Here is a 16,973-nt window from a genome sequence, read left to right as displayed (position 1 = left end):
CCCTGAAACTGCCCCGTAAAACGGGGCCTATTAAATTACTTCTTCGCTAATGCTGAGATTCTGCTTGAAAGCGAGAATAAACGAATAAACCCTTCAGCATGCGATTGGTCGTACACATCATCTTCACCAAAGGTTGCGAAATCTTCGCTATATAAGCTGTTTGGTGATTTTTTCTGCACAGCTGTTACTTGACCTTTATAAAGCTTAAGAACAACTTCACCTGTCGCCAGTGTTGATAATGCTTCGGCGCCCGCTAAGATTGAATCTTTAAGCGGTGTGAACCAACGACCATCATAAACTAGGTGTGAAAACTCACCGCCCAGAACTTCTTTCCATTTACGGCTTGATTTATCAAGCACTAGCTCATCAATTGCTTGCAGTGCAGCCATGATCACCGTGCCACCAGGTGTTTCATAACAGCCACGTGACTTCATGCCTACTAAACGATTTTCAACAATATCAACCCGCCCAACACCATGTGGTGCAGCAATATCATTAAGCTTCACTAAACAGCCGTAAGGTTTTAGCTGCTCGCCATTTACCGCAACAACTTCACCTTCGACAACATTTAAGGTAACTAACTCTGGCTCATTAGGCGCTTGCTCAGGAGAGTTCGTCCATGTCCATACTTGGTCACTTGGTTGGCACCATGGATCTTCAAGCTCACCACCTTCGTGAGAAATATGCCATGCGTTTGCATCACGACTGTAAATTTTGGTTGCAGACGCTGAACAAGGAATATCACGCTCAGCTAAGTAATCTAATAGCGATTCACGGCTTGATAAGTCCCACTCACGCCATGGAGCAATCACTTTTAAGTCCGGTGCTAAGGCTGCAAAACACGATTCAAAACGAACCTGGTCATTACCTTTACCTGTACAACCATGAGAAAGCGCATCTGCACCTACTTTACGCGCAATTTCAACTTGCGCTTTAGCAATGATTGGGCGTGCCATCGAAGTACCTAACAAATAAGTACCTTCGTAGATTGAGCCAGTTTTTAACGTTGGGTAAATGTAATCACTTACCATCTCATCTTTTAAATCAACTACATAACATTCTGATGCGCCTGATGCGATAGCTTTTTCTTCCACGCCTTCAAGTTCTTCAGCGCCTTGGCCGACATCAGCCACAAACGCGATAACTTCACAACCATAGTTTTCTTTTAACCATGGCACGATAGCCGATGTATCTAAACCACCAGAATAGGCTAATACGACTTTTTTAATTGAACTCATTGGTATACCTTAAACAAAATTTGGATTTAATAATGTAACAAGCAGTGCGTTTTGCGCGTGCATACGGTTTTCTGCTTGCTGTATAATTTTTGACGCCGGACCATCCATTACCTCAGAAGTAATTTCAAATTCACGGTGTGCTGGCTGGCAATGTAGTACAGTGTCAGCCCCTGTTTGCTCAAGTAATGCTGCATTTAACTGATACGGCATGTACTTTTCTTTAACTTGTTCAAGCGGTGTGTCATCGCCCATTGATACCCAGGTATCGGCATAAACAACATTAGCACCTACCGCAGCTTCAACACGGTCACTCACCATTACCGACGCACCATTCATTGCAGCTATTTGCTCTGCTTGTTTTAATATTTGCGAATCCGGTGAACTTCCCTTCGGACAAACCGCAACAAAATCAGTGCCAAGTGTTGCTGCCAGTAACATGAGTGAATGCGTAACATTATTACCTTCACCTAAATAGGCTAGTTTAAGCTGGCTTACATCACCATACACTTCTTGCAGCGTTAAGAAATCAGCCAAGGCTTGGCATGGGTGATATAAATCACACAAACTATTTACCACTGGCACACTAGAGAACCCAGCCAATGTAGTCAGCGTTTTGTGTTGATTAACACGTGCGACTATTCCGTCTGCCCAACTAGCAATATTTAATGCAAAATCTTTTACTGACTCACGGGCGCCCATAGCGCCATTTTGTGAATCCAAATACACTGCATGACCACCTAATTTATTAATGCCAATATCAAACGATAAGCGAGTACGTAGACTTGGCTTTTCAAATAAGGTGACGACTGATTTACCCGCGAGCGCTTGGCTAAAATCAGCGGGGTTTGCTTTTATTTTTTGCGCAAGATTAAGTAATTTAAGTGCGCCTTTTTGGTCTAATTCAAGACCGGATAAAAAATGATTAAACATGTAAAAACCTATGGTGTAATTTTTGTTCCGACGTGCTCACCGTTAAGTAAAGCAATTAAGTTATCTGGCTTTTGCCAGCTCGAAATATACACACCTCGTCGTAAATGTTGGGCAGCGTGAAGACTGGTCTTAACTTTGACCTCCATCCCGCCCACAATTACTCCTTCTTCAATCAAAGTATTGATCTGATTTGTGTCAAGTTGATGTAACGGCTGTTTATTTGCATCAAGTACCGCTTCTACATCCGTCATAAAAATAATTTCTGCATCAAGCTCTTTTGCTATTGCAGCAGCGGCTTCATCAGCATTAACGTTATACCAAAGACCGTCCTCACCAAACCCTATCGAACTGACTAGCGGTAAACGACCCTGCTTTAAAAGCTCAGGTAATACACTTTGTACGCCACTTTGACACTGACCAACCTGACCTAATGCTTTTAGCTTTTGCGTAGAAATAATACCGGCTTCATACAAGCTAAGCCCTACAGGCATATGACCTGCCACAATGGCTTGGCTCATTAACTGCTTGTTTGCGCAACCTGCTAGCGCGCCGACAATATAAGGCATTTGCTCTTTTGGACTAATACGTAAACCTTGGTGTTTAGCACTGGCAAAACCAGCCTCTTTTAACCAGCTATCTACTAATGCCCCACCACCATGCACTATGACATACTGCGCCTGAGTTTGTGAGGCAAGCGCAGCAAACAATGCTTTTGCGGCATCTTCAGTATTAAGTACTGCACCACCTAACTTAATTACCCATGTTTGCATTACTTAACTACCCTTTTAAACCTGTGCTATGAGGTAACCCCATAACTAAATTAATACATTGTAGCGCTTGACCAGCAGCGCCTTTTAATAAGTTATCAATGGCTGCCATTACAATAAGCTGGCAGCCTTGTTGTTGCCATGCAATATCGACATAAGGCTGTTTTGCAACCCCTTTGATGGACGGGATCTTACTACCAAGCAAACGAATTAGCGGCTCGTCGGCTAAGACCTGATAAGCACCTGTTACTTGCTCTGGCGTTACATCTGCTTTTAATTGCACGTAGATGGTTTCTAAAATACCGCGAGGAAAATTACCTAAATGCGGTGTAAATAAAACCTCATGATCCAAGTGTAATTCTATCTCAGGGCTGTGCCTGTGATTAAATAAACCGTAAGGAGCAAGTGACACTTCACAAAAGTGGGTACCAACACTTGCTTTACGCCCAGCGCCTGTTACACCTGATACAGCATTTATAATCACTGGCTGATCAGCTAATAAACCCGCTTGCTGTAATGGCTTTAATGCATTCAATGCCGCCGTTGGGTAGCAACCCGCAACCGCAACAAGTTGCGCCGCTTTAATTGCTTCGCCATTCCACTCAGCCAAGCCATAAGCAGCTTGAGCTAATAAGTCTGTGTGCTGGTGTTCAAAGCCATAATAAGTTTGATAATCTTCATTACTACTTAAACGGTAACCACCGGATAAATCAAAGACCTTTTTACCCATAGCTAAAAAACGAGGCGCTAACTCAACACTCACTTTGTGATCTGTACATAAACAAACAAAGTCAGCGCTGCTGCCAATATCTTTATAAGCAGCTTCGCTTAACGGTAATAAAGGTGTGTCCAGTAAACCTAAATGCTCTGGGTATAAATCACTCAACAACTTGCCTTTATCTAAGCTTTGCTCAGATACATAACAACCTGTTAAGGTTAATTGAGGATGCTTAACTATTAAGCTGGCTAACTCAGCACCGCTATAACCACTTGCGCCAATAATGACTACTTTCATTCGTTACTCTTTTAATCGTTAATACTGTTATTCATATAGGTGTTCAGTGCAGATCAATGCACTATTAATTAGGAATGAAATTTCGTTATCGTCGTATAATGATCATAGCTCTACTTAAATATATTTATGCTTAAAAAGTGAATTGATATTCATCATAAATACTTTTATATTGTTATGCAATTAGATTGAATAATTATTTTGGATTTTTTTATGCCTTTACCGTCGTTTTTATCTATGTATCAGCAATTAATTGCTGCGCCTTCAATTAGTGCCATGGACGAGTCTTTGTCTATGAGTAATAAAGGCGTTATCGACTTACTCGCAAACTGGTGCAAAGAGTTGGGGTTTGACTGTGAAATAACTGAACTTTCAGGACCTAAGGGTCGCTTTAACTTATTAGCAAAGCGTGGCGAAGGCGATGGTGGTTTAATGCTCGCAGGCCATACCGATACGGTCCCTTTTGACGACAGCCGTTGGAATTATGATCCGTTTAAATTAAGCGAACATGACAACAAACTTTATGGTTTAGGTAGCATTGATATGAAAGGTTTTTTTCGCTTTCGTATTGCAAGCGATTAGCGAACTGGACGAGAGTCAGCAGAACCAACCTATATTAATTTTAGCAACCGCGGATGAAGAAACCACAATGGCTGGGGCGCAACAAATTTGCAAACACCCAAATTTAAAACCAGCACGCTGTATTATTGGTGAACCGACAGATATGACCCCAGTATTTACTCACAAGGGGCATATGAGCACAGCAATTAGAGTAATAGGTCGCTCAGGCCACAGCTCAGACCCTGAGCGTGGTTTAAATGCTATTGAAGTAATGCATCAAGTTACTTCAAGGCTCTTAGTATTAAAGCAAGAATTAAAGAATAAATATTCAGTAGAGCACTTTGTCATCCCTTATCCTACTCTTAACCTTGGTCATATCCATGGTGGTGACAATGCTAATCGCATTTGTGGCTGCTGTGAAATGCATATTGATATGCGTCCATTACCGGGTTTAAGCGTACAAGAATTACAAGCTATGCTGCTAACAATCGCGTCAGATATAAATGACCAATACCCTAATGCTGTCAGTGTAGTTGATATGCATGAACCCATTCCTGCATTCACAGGCAGTACTGATTCAGCCCTTGTCAAACTAGCAGAAAAAATCTCAGGCGAACAAGCTGTAGCAGTAAACTACTGTACTGAAGCGCCGTTTATTCAACAACTTGGTTGTGAAACTATCGTGATGGGGCCTGGCTCAATTAATCAAGCCCACCAACCAGATGAGTTTTTAGCGATGGAGAAAATTAAGCCATCACAACATATTATCAGTGAGATGATTAAAGCGAGTTGTTTTAGCTAAACAGTAAAAAGCTGTGGTGTTTCTTTTTAGTAAAGTAACACCACTATGCTACTAATCCATATATTTAGCTAAAAACTTTTTAAATACGGGGTCTGTTTTGGCGAGTTCTTTCTGCTCGGCTAAAATTTCTTTTAAAATAGCTTCGGATGTTAGTGGATTAGCCAGCACAACCCGAAAAACCACGGTTGGTTGATGGTCGTACTTTGCAGGAGTGAGACGAGTACGTGATACAAAAGAGCGCCCAGCTTCACGTTGACGTTTTTGCATACTTGCAGTAAATCGATTTAACGAGGCATAAATTTCTAAGCGAGTCTGTTCATCAGCTTGTGCGATCTTTTGCTGAATTTGCTTAGGTACGTAACGGTATGTCAGCAAACACAATTCAGGTGCTGATATTAACTCAAAATCTTCATCAGCATTTACTAGATCAGCAAAGTAACGTGCTTTTTCAATCCCTTTATCTATCAATATCTCATAGCCTTTACGCCCAATAACACGTAAGCAAGCATGTACTAACATGGCCATACCTGGTCGGCTGCCTTCGAGCGTATGACTGCCTAAGTCTTTTGAGCCTTTACGTAAAATGTACTCTGCATGATGCTCAATTGCATCGGTTGCCGCAGGGTCCTTAAATAAAACCAATCCGGCTCCCATTGGCACATACATTTGCTTATGGGCATCAATGGTGATTGAGTCAGCCCGTTCAATTCCTCTGAGTAAAGGACGGTACGTATCAGATAATAAAGTGGCTCCGCCCCACGCAGCATCAACATGAAAATGACAACCAAGCTCTTGACTTAAATCTGCCATATCATTGAGCGGGTCAATGCTACCGGTCTCAGTCGTGCCAGCTACACCGACAATCGCCATCACTTTAATACCTTGTGCTTCAAGCTCATTCGCTTTGTCGCGCATTGCCCCTATATCAACCTTATTATTATTAGCTGTTTTAATAGCGATAAAGTTGTCACGACCAATCCCCAATAAATCAGCTGATTTACCTAACGAATAATGGCCACGTTCAGAAACCAGTACAGCAAGGCCTTTATAGCCATAATGTAGCATGGCACTAATTAAACCTTGTGCACCAATACCTTTAAACTCACCGTCGGCCTTCAACAGTCGATTTCGAGCAATCCATAAAGCAGTAATATTCGCAACCGTACCACCAGAGCAAAACGCACCCAATGAGGTTTTTGCGCTGTGCATCCACTTACTATAAAAAGCATCATTTTGGCCATACGCAAGATGATGCATCATGCCAAGTACTTGACGCTCTAATGGGGTAAATGCTTTTGACGTTTCTATTTTTACTAGGTTTTGGTTAAGGCCAACCATGAGCTTTGATAGCGGTAATACAAAGTGTGGTAAAGCAGACGTCATATGCCCGATAAAGCTAGGCGCAGCAGTATGCACCGAATGAGCAACAAGTTGATCCATAATGTCCTGCGCATAAGCAGAAACAAACGTTGGATCTTCAGGGATCACCGCCGATTGAAAATCTTTTTCAATTTCATGCAATGGCTTTTCTATTGCTGCTATATTTTCATTCAAAAAGCCAGCCAAGTTACTCGAAATCTCAAGCTCGATTTTACTCAGTGTTGAGTCAGGGGCTTCTGGTACAGTAAATATACGCATCAGCGTTTCTTTAGAGGCGACGGCACTACGCTTTTGATCCATCTTGATACCCAGTAAATGCAGTTTTTCACAATCTTAATACCTAAATAGACTAACATTCGATAAGTAAGGCAAACTGCAGTGTTGCTACGAAATGCGCTAACTTTACTGCAATATAGTATAAATGTCTCGCATTAAGCCATAAAAGCCAACAATTGCATGACAGATTAATGATAAATTGATTAATTATTTACCTCGCTAAAGATTAATTATATAGTCGCCGGCAAATTTTTTTGTATAATGTCCACGTCAGTATATAAGGGACTAACATGATAAGTGCAAGTTTAAGGACAAACTGGATAATTGCGGGCTTTTTGGTTTTTCTAATTAGTTTGCTTAGCTATGTTTATTATACTTATCATACTACGCGTGCAGATATCATGCGCCAAGTTGATGCTCGTTTACTCAATGCTGCAGTCAGCGTAAAGCACATATTAGGAAATGAGTACCACGACCAAATAAACGCAGGGGCCTTAATCCCTCATTCAATGTATCAACTAAAAAGCCGTCAATTGTCTGAGTTTGCCAACGCACTGGATGTTGCCTATGTGTATTCAATGGTATTAAAAGATTCCAATGTACACTTCAGCGCGTCTAGCTATACACAAGAAGACCAAAACAGCGGTAAAGTAACACAGTTCTTTGATTTATACCCAGAAGCCACCAAAGCTAATATAAGCGCTTTTTATTCCACTGAACCGGTGTTTGAAACATCCAAAGATCAATGGGGTCATTTCAAAAGTATATTCGTACCATACGTTGCTAAAAACGGTAATACCTATTTAACAGGTGCTGATATTACTATCTACGATTTAAACGAGCAACTAAACGAGAGTGTTTCTAAAGCGGCAGCCCTTGCTAGCTTCTTCTTTTTTATTGCGTTGCTGGTAGCAGGCATTTATATCTATTTACTTAAACGTGCTTTATCTACTGATAGCAGCAGCGGTTACGCAAATCACATAGCACTTGATTACTATATAAAAAAATCATCTACCTCCCACATGCAAGTTGCAGTTATTTGGGTTAATGAGATAGAAGACATCAATAGCTTCTATGGTACAGAAGTGGGTGACAAAGTGATGAAATGTCTCCTCGAACACTTTGCATTACGTCGCCCTACTAGCAGTAAAATCTTTCGCTTAGCGACGAATAAAATAGTCTTGATTGCCCCTTTCGATGAAGAGCACACAGGCTTTAGCGATCTTATTCAAAATTATAATTGTAGCACTCCATTACTAACCGACCCCTTTATTTACATTACATTATGTGCAGGTATAGCCAGTGGTAATAAAGCCATGCTTCTTGAGAATGCGCACATTGCAGCGTTACAAGCTAAGCAAGGCCGATTCAATGTTGTAAACTACTCAATCGCATTACATGATGTTAAAAATCAATATCAATATAATGTAGAAATGGCGAAGGATGTACGAGAAGCATTTGAAAATAATCGCATAGTGCCTTATTTTCAGCCTGTCTATGACTATGAAAACAACTCAATTGTGCAGTACGAGTGCCTAGCACGTATGATCACTTGTCATGGTGAGATACTACTACCCGATGCATTTTTAAACGTAGTGAACCGCTCTCGTATGGATGGTATGTTAACCAGAACCATGCTTAGTCAATGCTTTGAGCGATTTAGAAAAACAAGTATCTGCTGGAGTATAAATATCACAGCACAAGACATGCTAGATCCAAGCTTAACAGAGGTTCTTAGCAGACGAGCTTAAACGCTACCCACAGCCAAGCAATATTACTCTCGAGTTATTAGAAACCGAAGCCATTGCAAACTTCTCCGAAGTGAAAACATTTATAAGTATGGTTAAACAGCGTGGTGTAAAGGTGATCATTGATGATTTTGGTACTGGTTACTCTAATATCTCCAATGTTTTAAAGCTCGACGTAGATGGTATAAAGTTAGATGGTTCTTTAATACGACAAATCATTAACGACCAAGATATTTACCTTTATATTGAACATATTGCTAGTTTCGCAAAACAACTAAATCTACATGTTATTGCAGAGTGCGTTGAAAGTAAGCCAATAGTCAACGCACTAATAAAAGCAAAGGTAAACTTAATGCAAGGGCACTACTTTGCCTGTGCGGCTCCGCAGATATCTCCCCACACGCAGGTCGTTAATCCAAATCGATTACTAGCCGGTGACTCTGTTGACCACTCGCCCAATATTTACGCTCAAACGGAGTGATTGCTTCTTCGTTTTCATACAGTTCAACCTGTGTCTCTTGCCCTGCCAAATGAAGAGCCTGAGCGAATTCTTTGACATATATATCCCAATTACTGCGTACTTCTAATCGACCACCTAATTTAACAATAAATGGAAATATTGCAGCACCATGCCAACGACGCTGAATATGTTTCGCTTTAGGCCAAGGGTTTGGATAAAGTAAATAGTGATGTGTGGGCTGCCAATTAGCTGCCACAGCTAAACGCCAAAAATCGTTTAAGTCAGCCTGGACTAAAATATATTGGCCAGAGTCAGTCTGCTTGTATTCAACTTCATGTTTATCCAAACGATGTGATGATTTGTCTATACCAATAACTAACGCATCTGGGTGACGCTTAGCTAAGTTAGCTGTGCTCTCACCCACCCCACAACAAGAATCTAAAATAAGCGGGCCTGTAAAAGCCTGTACCTTTTCATTTACTTTATCAAATGCTGTTTGTGTATGTGCTGCAATCGGTTTTTTAAACTGCGCTGTTAAATGCTTATTGACTATTTCATCCAGCTTTTCATGTAAGCCATCTTGGTTTGATACAATACTACGTGAATTTGCATCACTCATCAGTGTCTAAGCCCCACACCTTTTTTAATTAGCGTCAATGCTAATGTAAATAAGGCTGTAATAAATAAAAATAACACACCAAATGCAACTGATAAATCAACATCTGACACACCTAAAAAACCATACCTAAAGGCATTAACCATGTAAATTATTGGATTAACCTGCGATACACCTTGCCAAAAATCAGGCAACAAGGTAATTGAATAAAACACCCCTCCCAAGTAGGTCAGTGGCGTTAAAATAAACGTAGGAATAATGCTTATATCATCAAAGCTATTTGCATAAATTGCATTTATTAATCCACCTAATGCAAACACTGCTGAGGTTAAAATTACAGTCGCGATAATAACAAAAATGTTATGAATTTGAATATCAACAAACAATAGCGAAACACAGGTTACAATTAGCCCCACTAACATGCCCCGTGTCATCCCGCCCCCCATATAACCAAGTACAATAATATAATTAGGTACAGGTGCAACGAGTAGCTCTTCAATACTTTTTTTGGAATTTGGTAGAGTAAAAGCTTGATGCCACATTAGAATATGAATTAGTGATCACCGACATCATAATAAGGCCAGGTACAATGAACTCCATATAACTAAACCCACCCATATCACCAATACGTGAGCCAATTAAGTTACCAAAAATAACAAAATACAAACTCATAGTAATTGCCGGTGGTACTAAGGTTTGCACCCAAATACGCAAAAAACGAATACACTCTTTGATCCATAAACTTTTTAAGGCTACGCCATATTTAAACATCTACTTGCCCCGCCCTTGCTCTAGTAAACCAACAAACAATTCTTCTAACCTATTTGCCTTATTTCGCATACTTAATACTGTATTACCTTGCTCAGTAAGTGCTGAAAATACGGCATTTAAGCCCTGTGCTTTTGCAACTTCAACTTCAATTGTATGATCATCAACCATAGAGAACTGATAGCCATCTAGGGTCACCGCCTGCACAGGCTGTTTTAAGTCCAGAATAAAGGTTTCTTTATCCAGTTTGGCTAACAGGGCTTTAATTGTGGTATTTTCTACGATGATTCCCGAATCAATAATCGCGATGTTTTTACACAATAATTCAGCTTCTTCAAGGTAATGAGTAGTCAGTATAATCGTCACCCCTTGCTCGTTAATTTGCCTTAAAAAATCCCACATGGAGCGGCGAAGCTCAATATCAACACCAGCCGTCGGTTCATCTAAAATAAGTAACTTAGGTTCGTGCATTAATGCGCGAGCAATCATTAAGCGACGTTTCATCCCACCCGATAATGTGCGCGCTTGTTTGTCTTTTTTATCAAGTAAGCCCAGCTGCGTCAGGTATTTATCGGCTCGCTTATGGGCTAATTTACGAGGAACGCCGTAATAACCCGCTTGATTTACCAATATTTGAGTCAAGGTTTCAAATTGGCTAAAATTAAACTCTTGTGGCACTAAACCTAGCTCTGATTTAGCCGCTTCTAAATGGGTATCAATATTATGACCAAATACTTCAACTTGACCTGCGGTTTTATTTACTAATGAAGAAATAACCCCTATTGTTGTTGATTTACCAGCGCCATTGGGACCAAGCAGTGCAAAAAAGTCGCCTTTTTGTACTTCTAAATCAATGTTTTTTACCGCTTCTACACCATTTTTATAAACCTTATTCAGGCCTTTAATGTTTAACGCTATTGTCTGTTCGCTCACTTTTTACCTTCCCCATAACCCCAGCGTTTAGTGAGGGTATGCTCAATGTTTAAATGATCTAAAATGCGTGCCACCATAAAATCAACTAAGTCGCTTATTGACTCAGGTTGATGATAAAAACCCGGCGCTGCTGGCATAATTGTAACCCCTAACCGAGCAAGTTTAAGCATATTCTCTAAATGAATTTCACTAAATGGGGTTTCTCGTGGCACTAAAATAAGCTGTCCACGCTCTTTAATCACTACATCAGCTGCACGCTCTAGTAAATTATCAGATGCACCTACTGCAATCGCTGAAACCGAGCCTGCGCTACATGGACACACTATCATTTTTTTAGGTGCCGCAGAGCCTGACGCAACCGGGCTAAACCAGTTATCTTTACCAAATACTTGAAGTTGCTCCGGTAGCGCATTAAAAAGTGTGCATAACTGCTCGGTGGCTTTGTCTTCATTAGCTGAGAGCTTAATATTTGACTCAGTATCAAGCACCACACGTGCTGCACTTGATATCAATACATACACTCTAAATTGTTGTGCTAAAAGCACTTCAAGCAACCGTAAGCCATAAGGTGCACCTGACGCCCCGCTAAACGCAAGGGTGATGGTTTCTTTATATTGCACTGTGGCTCTCTCTTTAAATTTAATTAAACTTATCTGTTAAATGGCTAATCAATAGCTCGTGTAAACCATTAAACCCACCATTACTCATAATTAAAATATGCTGATGCGGGCGCACTTTATCAACTACTTGAGTCACTATTTCGTCAGTACTGGATAAGCAATTCATTCCCGCTTGCTGAGCTTGCTCATTCAAAGACCAGCTCAAGTTGTCAGGTTCAAATAAATAAACCTCATCGGCATCAACTAATGACGCTAATAATGTATGTTGATGAACGCCCATTTTCATTGTGTTAGACCGCGGCTCTAAAATAGCGATAATTTTATCATCACCTACTTTAGCACGCAGACCCGCAAGCGTGGTTTTAATTGCCGTTGGGTGGTGGGCAAAATCGTCATAAACCTTAATATCAGCAATATTCGCTTTAAGTTCCATTCGCCTTTTTGGACTAATAAACTGTGCTAAAGCTGCAATACTGTGCTCTATTGCAATGCCCACGTGACGCGCCGCAGCAATAGCCATAATGGCATTTTTAACATTATGCACACCAATTGCTTGCCACTTAACAGTCCCTACAGACTCGCCATTGAGCAAAACGCTAAACTCACTGCCATCAGACTTAAGTAAATTATAATTCCAATCACTACCAAGCGTTTCACTTTCGCTCCAACAGCCTTGATTAATGACCTCAGTTAAAGCCTGTTCATCATTGGGCCAAATTACTTTGCCTGTACTTGGTAATGTACGCATCAAATGATGAAATTGTTTTATTATTGCATTTAAATCGTCGAATATGTCAGCGTGATCAAACTCTAAATTATTCAAAATCAGTGTACGCGGCAGGTAATGAACAAACTTACTGCGTTTATCAAAAAATGCAGTGTCGTATTCATCCGCTTCAATCACGAAAAACGGGGTGTCGCCGACTTGGGCTGACACTCCAAAATTTTGTACAATTCCACCAATTAAAAACCCCGGCTTCAAACCGGCATATTCGAGTATCCAAGCAAGCATACTTGCTGTTGTAGTTTTACCATGAGTCCCCGCCACAGCTAACACCCATGAATCTTGTAGTAAGTTATGTTTTAACCACTCTGGACCTGATGTATAAGGTAAGCCTTTATCTAACACATACTCTACACACGGATTACCACGACTCATCGCATTACCAATGACAACCATATCTGGCGCAGGCTCTAGTTGAGAAATCTCATAGCCTTGAGTAAGTGTGATACCAAGCTCTTCAAGCTGGGTACTCATTGGGGGATATACGTTTTGATCAGACCCAGTAACTGTGTGACCTAATGATTTAGCTATCGCGGCAATACCACCCATAAAAGTGCCGCAAATACCTAAAATATGAATATGCATGTCTATTCCTTTGCTGCACTAGTTATAAGCAGCATTGTTTTTATTACCTGCCATAATGCCAAAATTAGTAGCTAGTTGCCATTGCCATATAGCATTACAGTTTTGCCAAAAACCACCTAATTAAGCAACTTATTGCAAAAAGTTCCATGCCACTCGTCTAACTGGCGATAAAATAAACATCACTTTTTATACAAAATTAACATTAGTGCCGATTTAAACCACTAAAATATTTATATTTAATTTAAATAAAGTTAATAACAGGAATAAAAAACACTAAAAAACAATCCAAATAGGACATCGTAAATATATAATTACATAATTTAGCCTTAAATATCAGATTGATACCAATATATATTCAAAACAAAAACAAAGTACACATTATTGAAACAATATACACATTACCATTTTTTAAGACTCTTATTAGGTACTATGTTAAAACGTAGCGCTAAATTACATCTGGTTACATTGTCTGCCATTTATTTAACTTCTTAAGTTTAAAATGCCTACCTTGATAACTAGTTAGTTCAATCATGCTTTAACTCCTAGTTGAAGCTTGTCGAAATTAAAGGTGTTATGTTGAAAAAATTAAATCTTATCGCAACAGCTGTAAACGCAGTTTTAGTAACAACTGCATTTAGTGCATTAAATACATTTGCGCAGTCAACGACTGAAACTAAACCTGTTGAACGTATTCAAGTTACTGGCTCAAAAATCAAACGCTTTAACCTAACGTCACCAACGCCTGTTACTGTGATAAGCGGTGTTGAGATGGAAAACCAAGGTATTACTAACGTCAATGATTTGCTTGCAGAAATGCCACAAGCAACAGTTGGCCTTTCTCCTGAAACAACAACCAACACTATTTATGCGTCAGGCCTTAACACTACGGACCTTCGTGGTTTAGGCTCAGAACGCACATTAGTGCTTGTAAATGGACGTCGTTTTGTGCCTGGTTCTGTGGGTGATACTGCAGTTGATTTAAACAACATTCCTACCACAATGATTGAACGTATCGAGATAGCTACTGGTGGTGCAGCAGCCGTTTACGGCGCAGATGCAGTAGCAGGTGTGGTAAATATCATTACTAAAAAATCAATGGATGGAATTGAACTTGATGTTTCTACCGTACGTCCAGAGCAAAGTGGTGGCGAGCAAAACAACTTCTCGATTACTGGCGGTATGGAAGGCGATAAACTCTCTTTTATTGCCTCATTTAATTACACTGAAAACAAAAGCTATGGCAAGCTGAGCCGTGATTTCTACCGCAACCCTGTGACTCATACGCAAACCCGGCAAATACAAGTGGTAGTGATGGTATCCCTTCACGGGTTGTTTTAGGTCAGCCGACAGGCCTTGCTTATTACTCAGAGGGTGGCGACTTCTTCGCTAAAGACTCACTTAAAGATAATGGTTACGACAATCACCACTATACCTTTGATGCAAATGGTAACCTAAAACCGTTTGACTATGGCTTGGGACGCATTCCTAATCCAGGTGTTGGAAGCGATGCGTCAAACTACTTTCAAGATAATCAAAATCAAGGTGATGGTGTTTTTGGCCAAGGCTATAAAGATTACTTTCAAACGCCATTAGAAAGAATAATTGCTTCTGCGTACGGCACATATGAACTCAATGACGACCACGCTTTAACTTTTGATTTCACCTATTCAAATACAGAAGCTACAACAGAGAGCTCACCTTCTTTCTTTCGCCATACTATACGTCGCGATAATGCGTTTATTAAAGACGATATGGCTAAAGTAATGGACGACAATGAGCTTACAGAGGTAACACTTCGCCAAGCTAATGAAAACTTATGGGGCGACCGTGCATATAACCAAGAGCGTGAGGTATTTCGTACTTCAATCGGCGCTGAAGGTATTATAAGTGATGACTGGGGCTACTCTGCTTACGCACAATTTGGCCGCATCGAGCAAGATACTCTTTGGACTGGCGAAGTATTAACACAAAACTTAGCTAACTCTATTGATGCCGTTGAATACCAAGGTAATGTAGTGTGTGCCAAGCGTAATGCAAACGGCGATGTTATAGGTGCTATTGAAGGTTGTACACCATTTAACACTATGGGCGCGACGTCAGCAACACAAGCACAATTAGACTATATAGCGACTGATGCAACACGTTTTGCTAAGCACGACCAAGCCGTGTTTGCTGTTACTGTAGATGGTGCCTTATTTGAGTTACCAGCAGGTTACGTTGCTGCGGCTTTCACTGCTGAACACCGCAGAGAATCAGCAATCACTAGACCATCTGAAAACATGGAAAAAGGCCTGATCTTTGGTAACTCAAGCTCACCAATGGATGGAGAAATCGATGTAAATGAGCTTTCAGCTGAAATCTCAATCCCATTATTAGAAGATGCCTTTTTAGCGACCGATTTAACCCTTGAAACAGCGTTCCGTTATATGGATTACTCGGTTACAGGTGAAGATAATGCCTGGAAGATAGCCTTAAATTGGGGCGTCACTGATGAGTTACGCGTACGTTTAAATCGTTCAAAATCAGTACGAGCACCAAATCTAGGTGATTTATTTACTCCTAATTCAAAAACGTTCAGCTCAGGACGTGCTGATGTATGTAGAGCCGACTCTATCGCTGAGTCAGGCAGTAAATATAAAGATAACGTAATCAAAAACTGCCAAGCTGCCGGCCTGCCTCAAGGTTGGATGCCTTCTGATGAATGGTTAGCAGGCGGTAGTTTACCGGGTTATATTCAAGGTAACCAAGACCTTAAAAATGAAACGTCAAACGATTACACAATCGGTGTTATTTACACTCCAGAGTTTATTGAAGGATTAGATTTAACACTTGATTATTGGTCATTTGAAATTGATGATGCTATTGAATATTATGGCCGAGATAATGTTAAGCTTTGTTATGAATCAACATCACTAGACAATCTATTCTGTAACAACGTGGAGCGAGACTCTAAAACAGGAGAGATCACAAATTTCTACAATCGACCTATCAATGCTGCAACTGTAGCAATCAAAGGTATCGATGTTGAATCTGCATACCGTACTGAGTTGTTCTCTGGTGATTTGGCATTAAAACTAACAGCAACTTACTTAATAGAGGACAATAACAACTCTACAGGTCGTGCTGAAGATTTTCGCTCTGATGTAGGCGAAACAGCTTCACCTCGCTGGAAAGGCCGCTTTAATGCTGTTTATTCTCACGATGATTCAGCCTATGTGCTAACCATGAACTACCGTCATGCAACTGTTAATGACAACGACTGGACCATTGAAGACAATAACTACAATGATATCCCGTCTTACACAACATTTGATTTCATGTACAAAACTTATCTAATGGATGAGCTACAGTTACGTGTTGGTGTTAACAACATATTCGACCGTGAGCCGCCACGTAACCCGTTCACGTACGACGATGGTGAGTTCTTTGATGTTAAAGGCCGTCGCTTATCGTTAGGCGCTAAATACACTTTCTAATTAAAGCTTGTATTTAA

9 protein-coding genes and 4 pseudogenes are annotated in these 16,973 nt (G+C 40.4%); 3 read left to right on the top strand and 10 right to left on the bottom strand.

The window, feature by feature from the left end:
• Window positions 1-35 precede the first annotated feature (35 nt).
• Genes ACU8V8_RS01910 through argC form a run of 4 tightly spaced genes read right to left on the bottom strand, consistent with a single transcriptional unit; the run spans window position 36 to window position 3,950 of the window.
• Window positions 36-1,238 (bottom strand): argininosuccinate synthase, encoded by a 1,203-nt coding sequence (locus ACU8V8_RS01910; protein ID WP_446888653.1) that lies wholly within the window; start codon window positions 1,236-1,238, stop codon window positions 36-38.
• Window positions 1,239-1,247: 9 nt separating this feature from the next.
• Window positions 1,248-2,168, bottom strand: coding sequence for an ornithine carbamoyltransferase (locus ACU8V8_RS01905; RefSeq protein WP_446888652.1), 921 nt, complete (start codon window positions 2,166-2,168; stop codon window positions 1,248-1,250).
• Between the two features lie 8 nt (window positions 2,169-2,176).
• A complete protein-coding gene (argB, locus tag ACU8V8_RS01900; protein ID WP_446888651.1) occupies window positions 2,177-2,938 on the bottom strand; it encodes an acetylglutamate kinase in 762 nt (253 codons plus the stop codon).
• A 7-nt stretch (window positions 2,939-2,945) separates the two neighbouring features.
• On the bottom strand, window positions 2,946-3,950 hold the full coding sequence (gene argC / locus ACU8V8_RS01895; RefSeq protein WP_446888650.1) for an N-acetyl-gamma-glutamyl-phosphate reductase: 1,005 nt from the start codon (window positions 3,948-3,950) through the stop codon (window positions 2,946-2,948).
• A 210-nt stretch (window positions 3,951-4,160) separates the two neighbouring features.
• Here argC and argE point away from each other — a divergent pair.
• Window positions 4,161-5,310: pseudogene (argE, locus tag ACU8V8_RS01890) on the top strand (acetylornithine deacetylase).
• A 51-nt stretch (window positions 5,311-5,361) separates the two neighbouring features.
• On the opposite strand, the gene panP reads toward argE, so the two are convergent.
• A complete protein-coding gene (gene panP, locus ACU8V8_RS01885) occupies window positions 5,362-6,990 on the bottom strand; it encodes a pyridoxal-dependent aspartate 1-decarboxylase PanP (RefSeq protein ID WP_446888649.1) in 1,629 nt (542 codons plus the stop codon).
• 266 nt (window positions 6,991-7,256) lie between these two features.
• Between panP and ACU8V8_RS01880 the strand changes: the two are divergent.
• A pseudogene (locus tag ACU8V8_RS01880) lies at window positions 7,257-9,195 on the top strand (EAL domain-containing protein).
• Here ACU8V8_RS01880 and trmB read toward each other — a convergent pair.
• From trmB to mpl, 5 genes and pseudogenes are all read right to left on the bottom strand, one after another.
• Window positions 9,125-9,793: a tRNA (guanine(46)-N(7))-methyltransferase TrmB gene (gene trmB / locus ACU8V8_RS01875; RefSeq protein WP_446888648.1), complete on the bottom strand. Its 669-nt coding sequence runs from the start codon at window positions 9,791-9,793 to the stop codon at window positions 9,125-9,127. The pseudogene ACU8V8_RS01880 and the gene trmB sit on opposite strands and share 71 nt — an antisense overlap.
• Window positions 9,793-10,561, bottom strand: a pseudogene (locus ACU8V8_RS01870) (ABC transporter permease). The gene trmB and the pseudogene ACU8V8_RS01870 overlap by 1 nt, the downstream one beginning before the upstream one ends.
• Window positions 10,562-11,491: an ABC transporter ATP-binding protein gene (locus ACU8V8_RS01865; RefSeq protein WP_446888647.1), complete on the bottom strand. Its 930-nt coding sequence runs from the start codon at window positions 11,489-11,491 to the stop codon at window positions 10,562-10,564. It abuts the pseudogene before it with no gap.
• Window positions 11,488-12,111 carry a flavin prenyltransferase UbiX gene (locus tag ACU8V8_RS01860; protein WP_421959912.1) on the bottom strand — a complete coding sequence of 208 codons (624 nt, stop codon included), beginning with the start codon at window positions 12,109-12,111 and terminating at the stop codon, window positions 11,488-11,490. The genes ACU8V8_RS01865 and ACU8V8_RS01860 overlap by 4 nt, the downstream gene beginning before the upstream one ends.
• Window positions 12,112-12,130: 19 nt before the next feature.
• A complete protein-coding gene (mpl, locus tag ACU8V8_RS01855; protein WP_446888646.1) occupies window positions 12,131-13,480 on the bottom strand; it encodes a UDP-N-acetylmuramate:L-alanyl-gamma-D-glutamyl-meso-diaminopimelate ligase in 1,350 nt (449 codons plus the stop codon).
• Between the two features lie 573 nt (window positions 13,481-14,053).
• Between mpl and ACU8V8_RS01850 the strand changes: the two are divergent.
• Window positions 14,054-16,956: pseudogene (locus ACU8V8_RS01850) on the top strand (TonB-dependent receptor plug domain-containing protein).
• The last annotated feature ends 17 nt before the right edge of the window (window positions 16,957-16,973 follow it).

It is taken from the genome of Pseudoalteromonas sp. SaAl2 (genome assembly GCF_052947895.1).
This window is presented reverse-complemented; position numbering and strand designations above follow the sequence as displayed.

Excerpts from the sequence above, each read along its gene's own strand:
- ACU8V8_RS01910 (WP_446888653.1), bottom strand. The coding sequence starts at position 1,238 with ATGAGTTCAATTAAAAAAGTCGTATTAGCCTATTCTGGTGGTTTAGAT.
- ACU8V8_RS01905 (WP_446888652.1), bottom strand. The coding sequence starts at position 2,168 with ATGTTTAATCATTTTTTATCCGGTCTTGAATTAGACCAAAAAGGCGCA.
- argB (WP_446888651.1), bottom strand. The coding sequence starts at position 2,938 with ATGCAAACATGGGTAATTAAGTTAGGTGGTGCAGTACTTAATACTGAA.
- argC (WP_446888650.1), bottom strand. The coding sequence starts at position 3,950 with ATGAAAGTAGTCATTATTGGCGCAAGTGGTTATAGCGGTGCTGAGTTA.
- panP (WP_446888649.1), bottom strand. The coding sequence starts at position 6,990 with ATGGATCAAAAGCGTAGTGCCGTCGCCTCTAAAGAAACGCTGATGCGT.
- trmB (WP_446888648.1), bottom strand. The coding sequence starts at position 9,793 with ATGAGTGATGCAAATTCACGTAGTATTGTATCAAACCAAGATGGCTTA.
- mpl (WP_446888646.1), bottom strand. The coding sequence starts at position 13,480 with ATGCATATTCATATTTTAGGTATTTGCGGCACTTTTATGGGTGGTATT.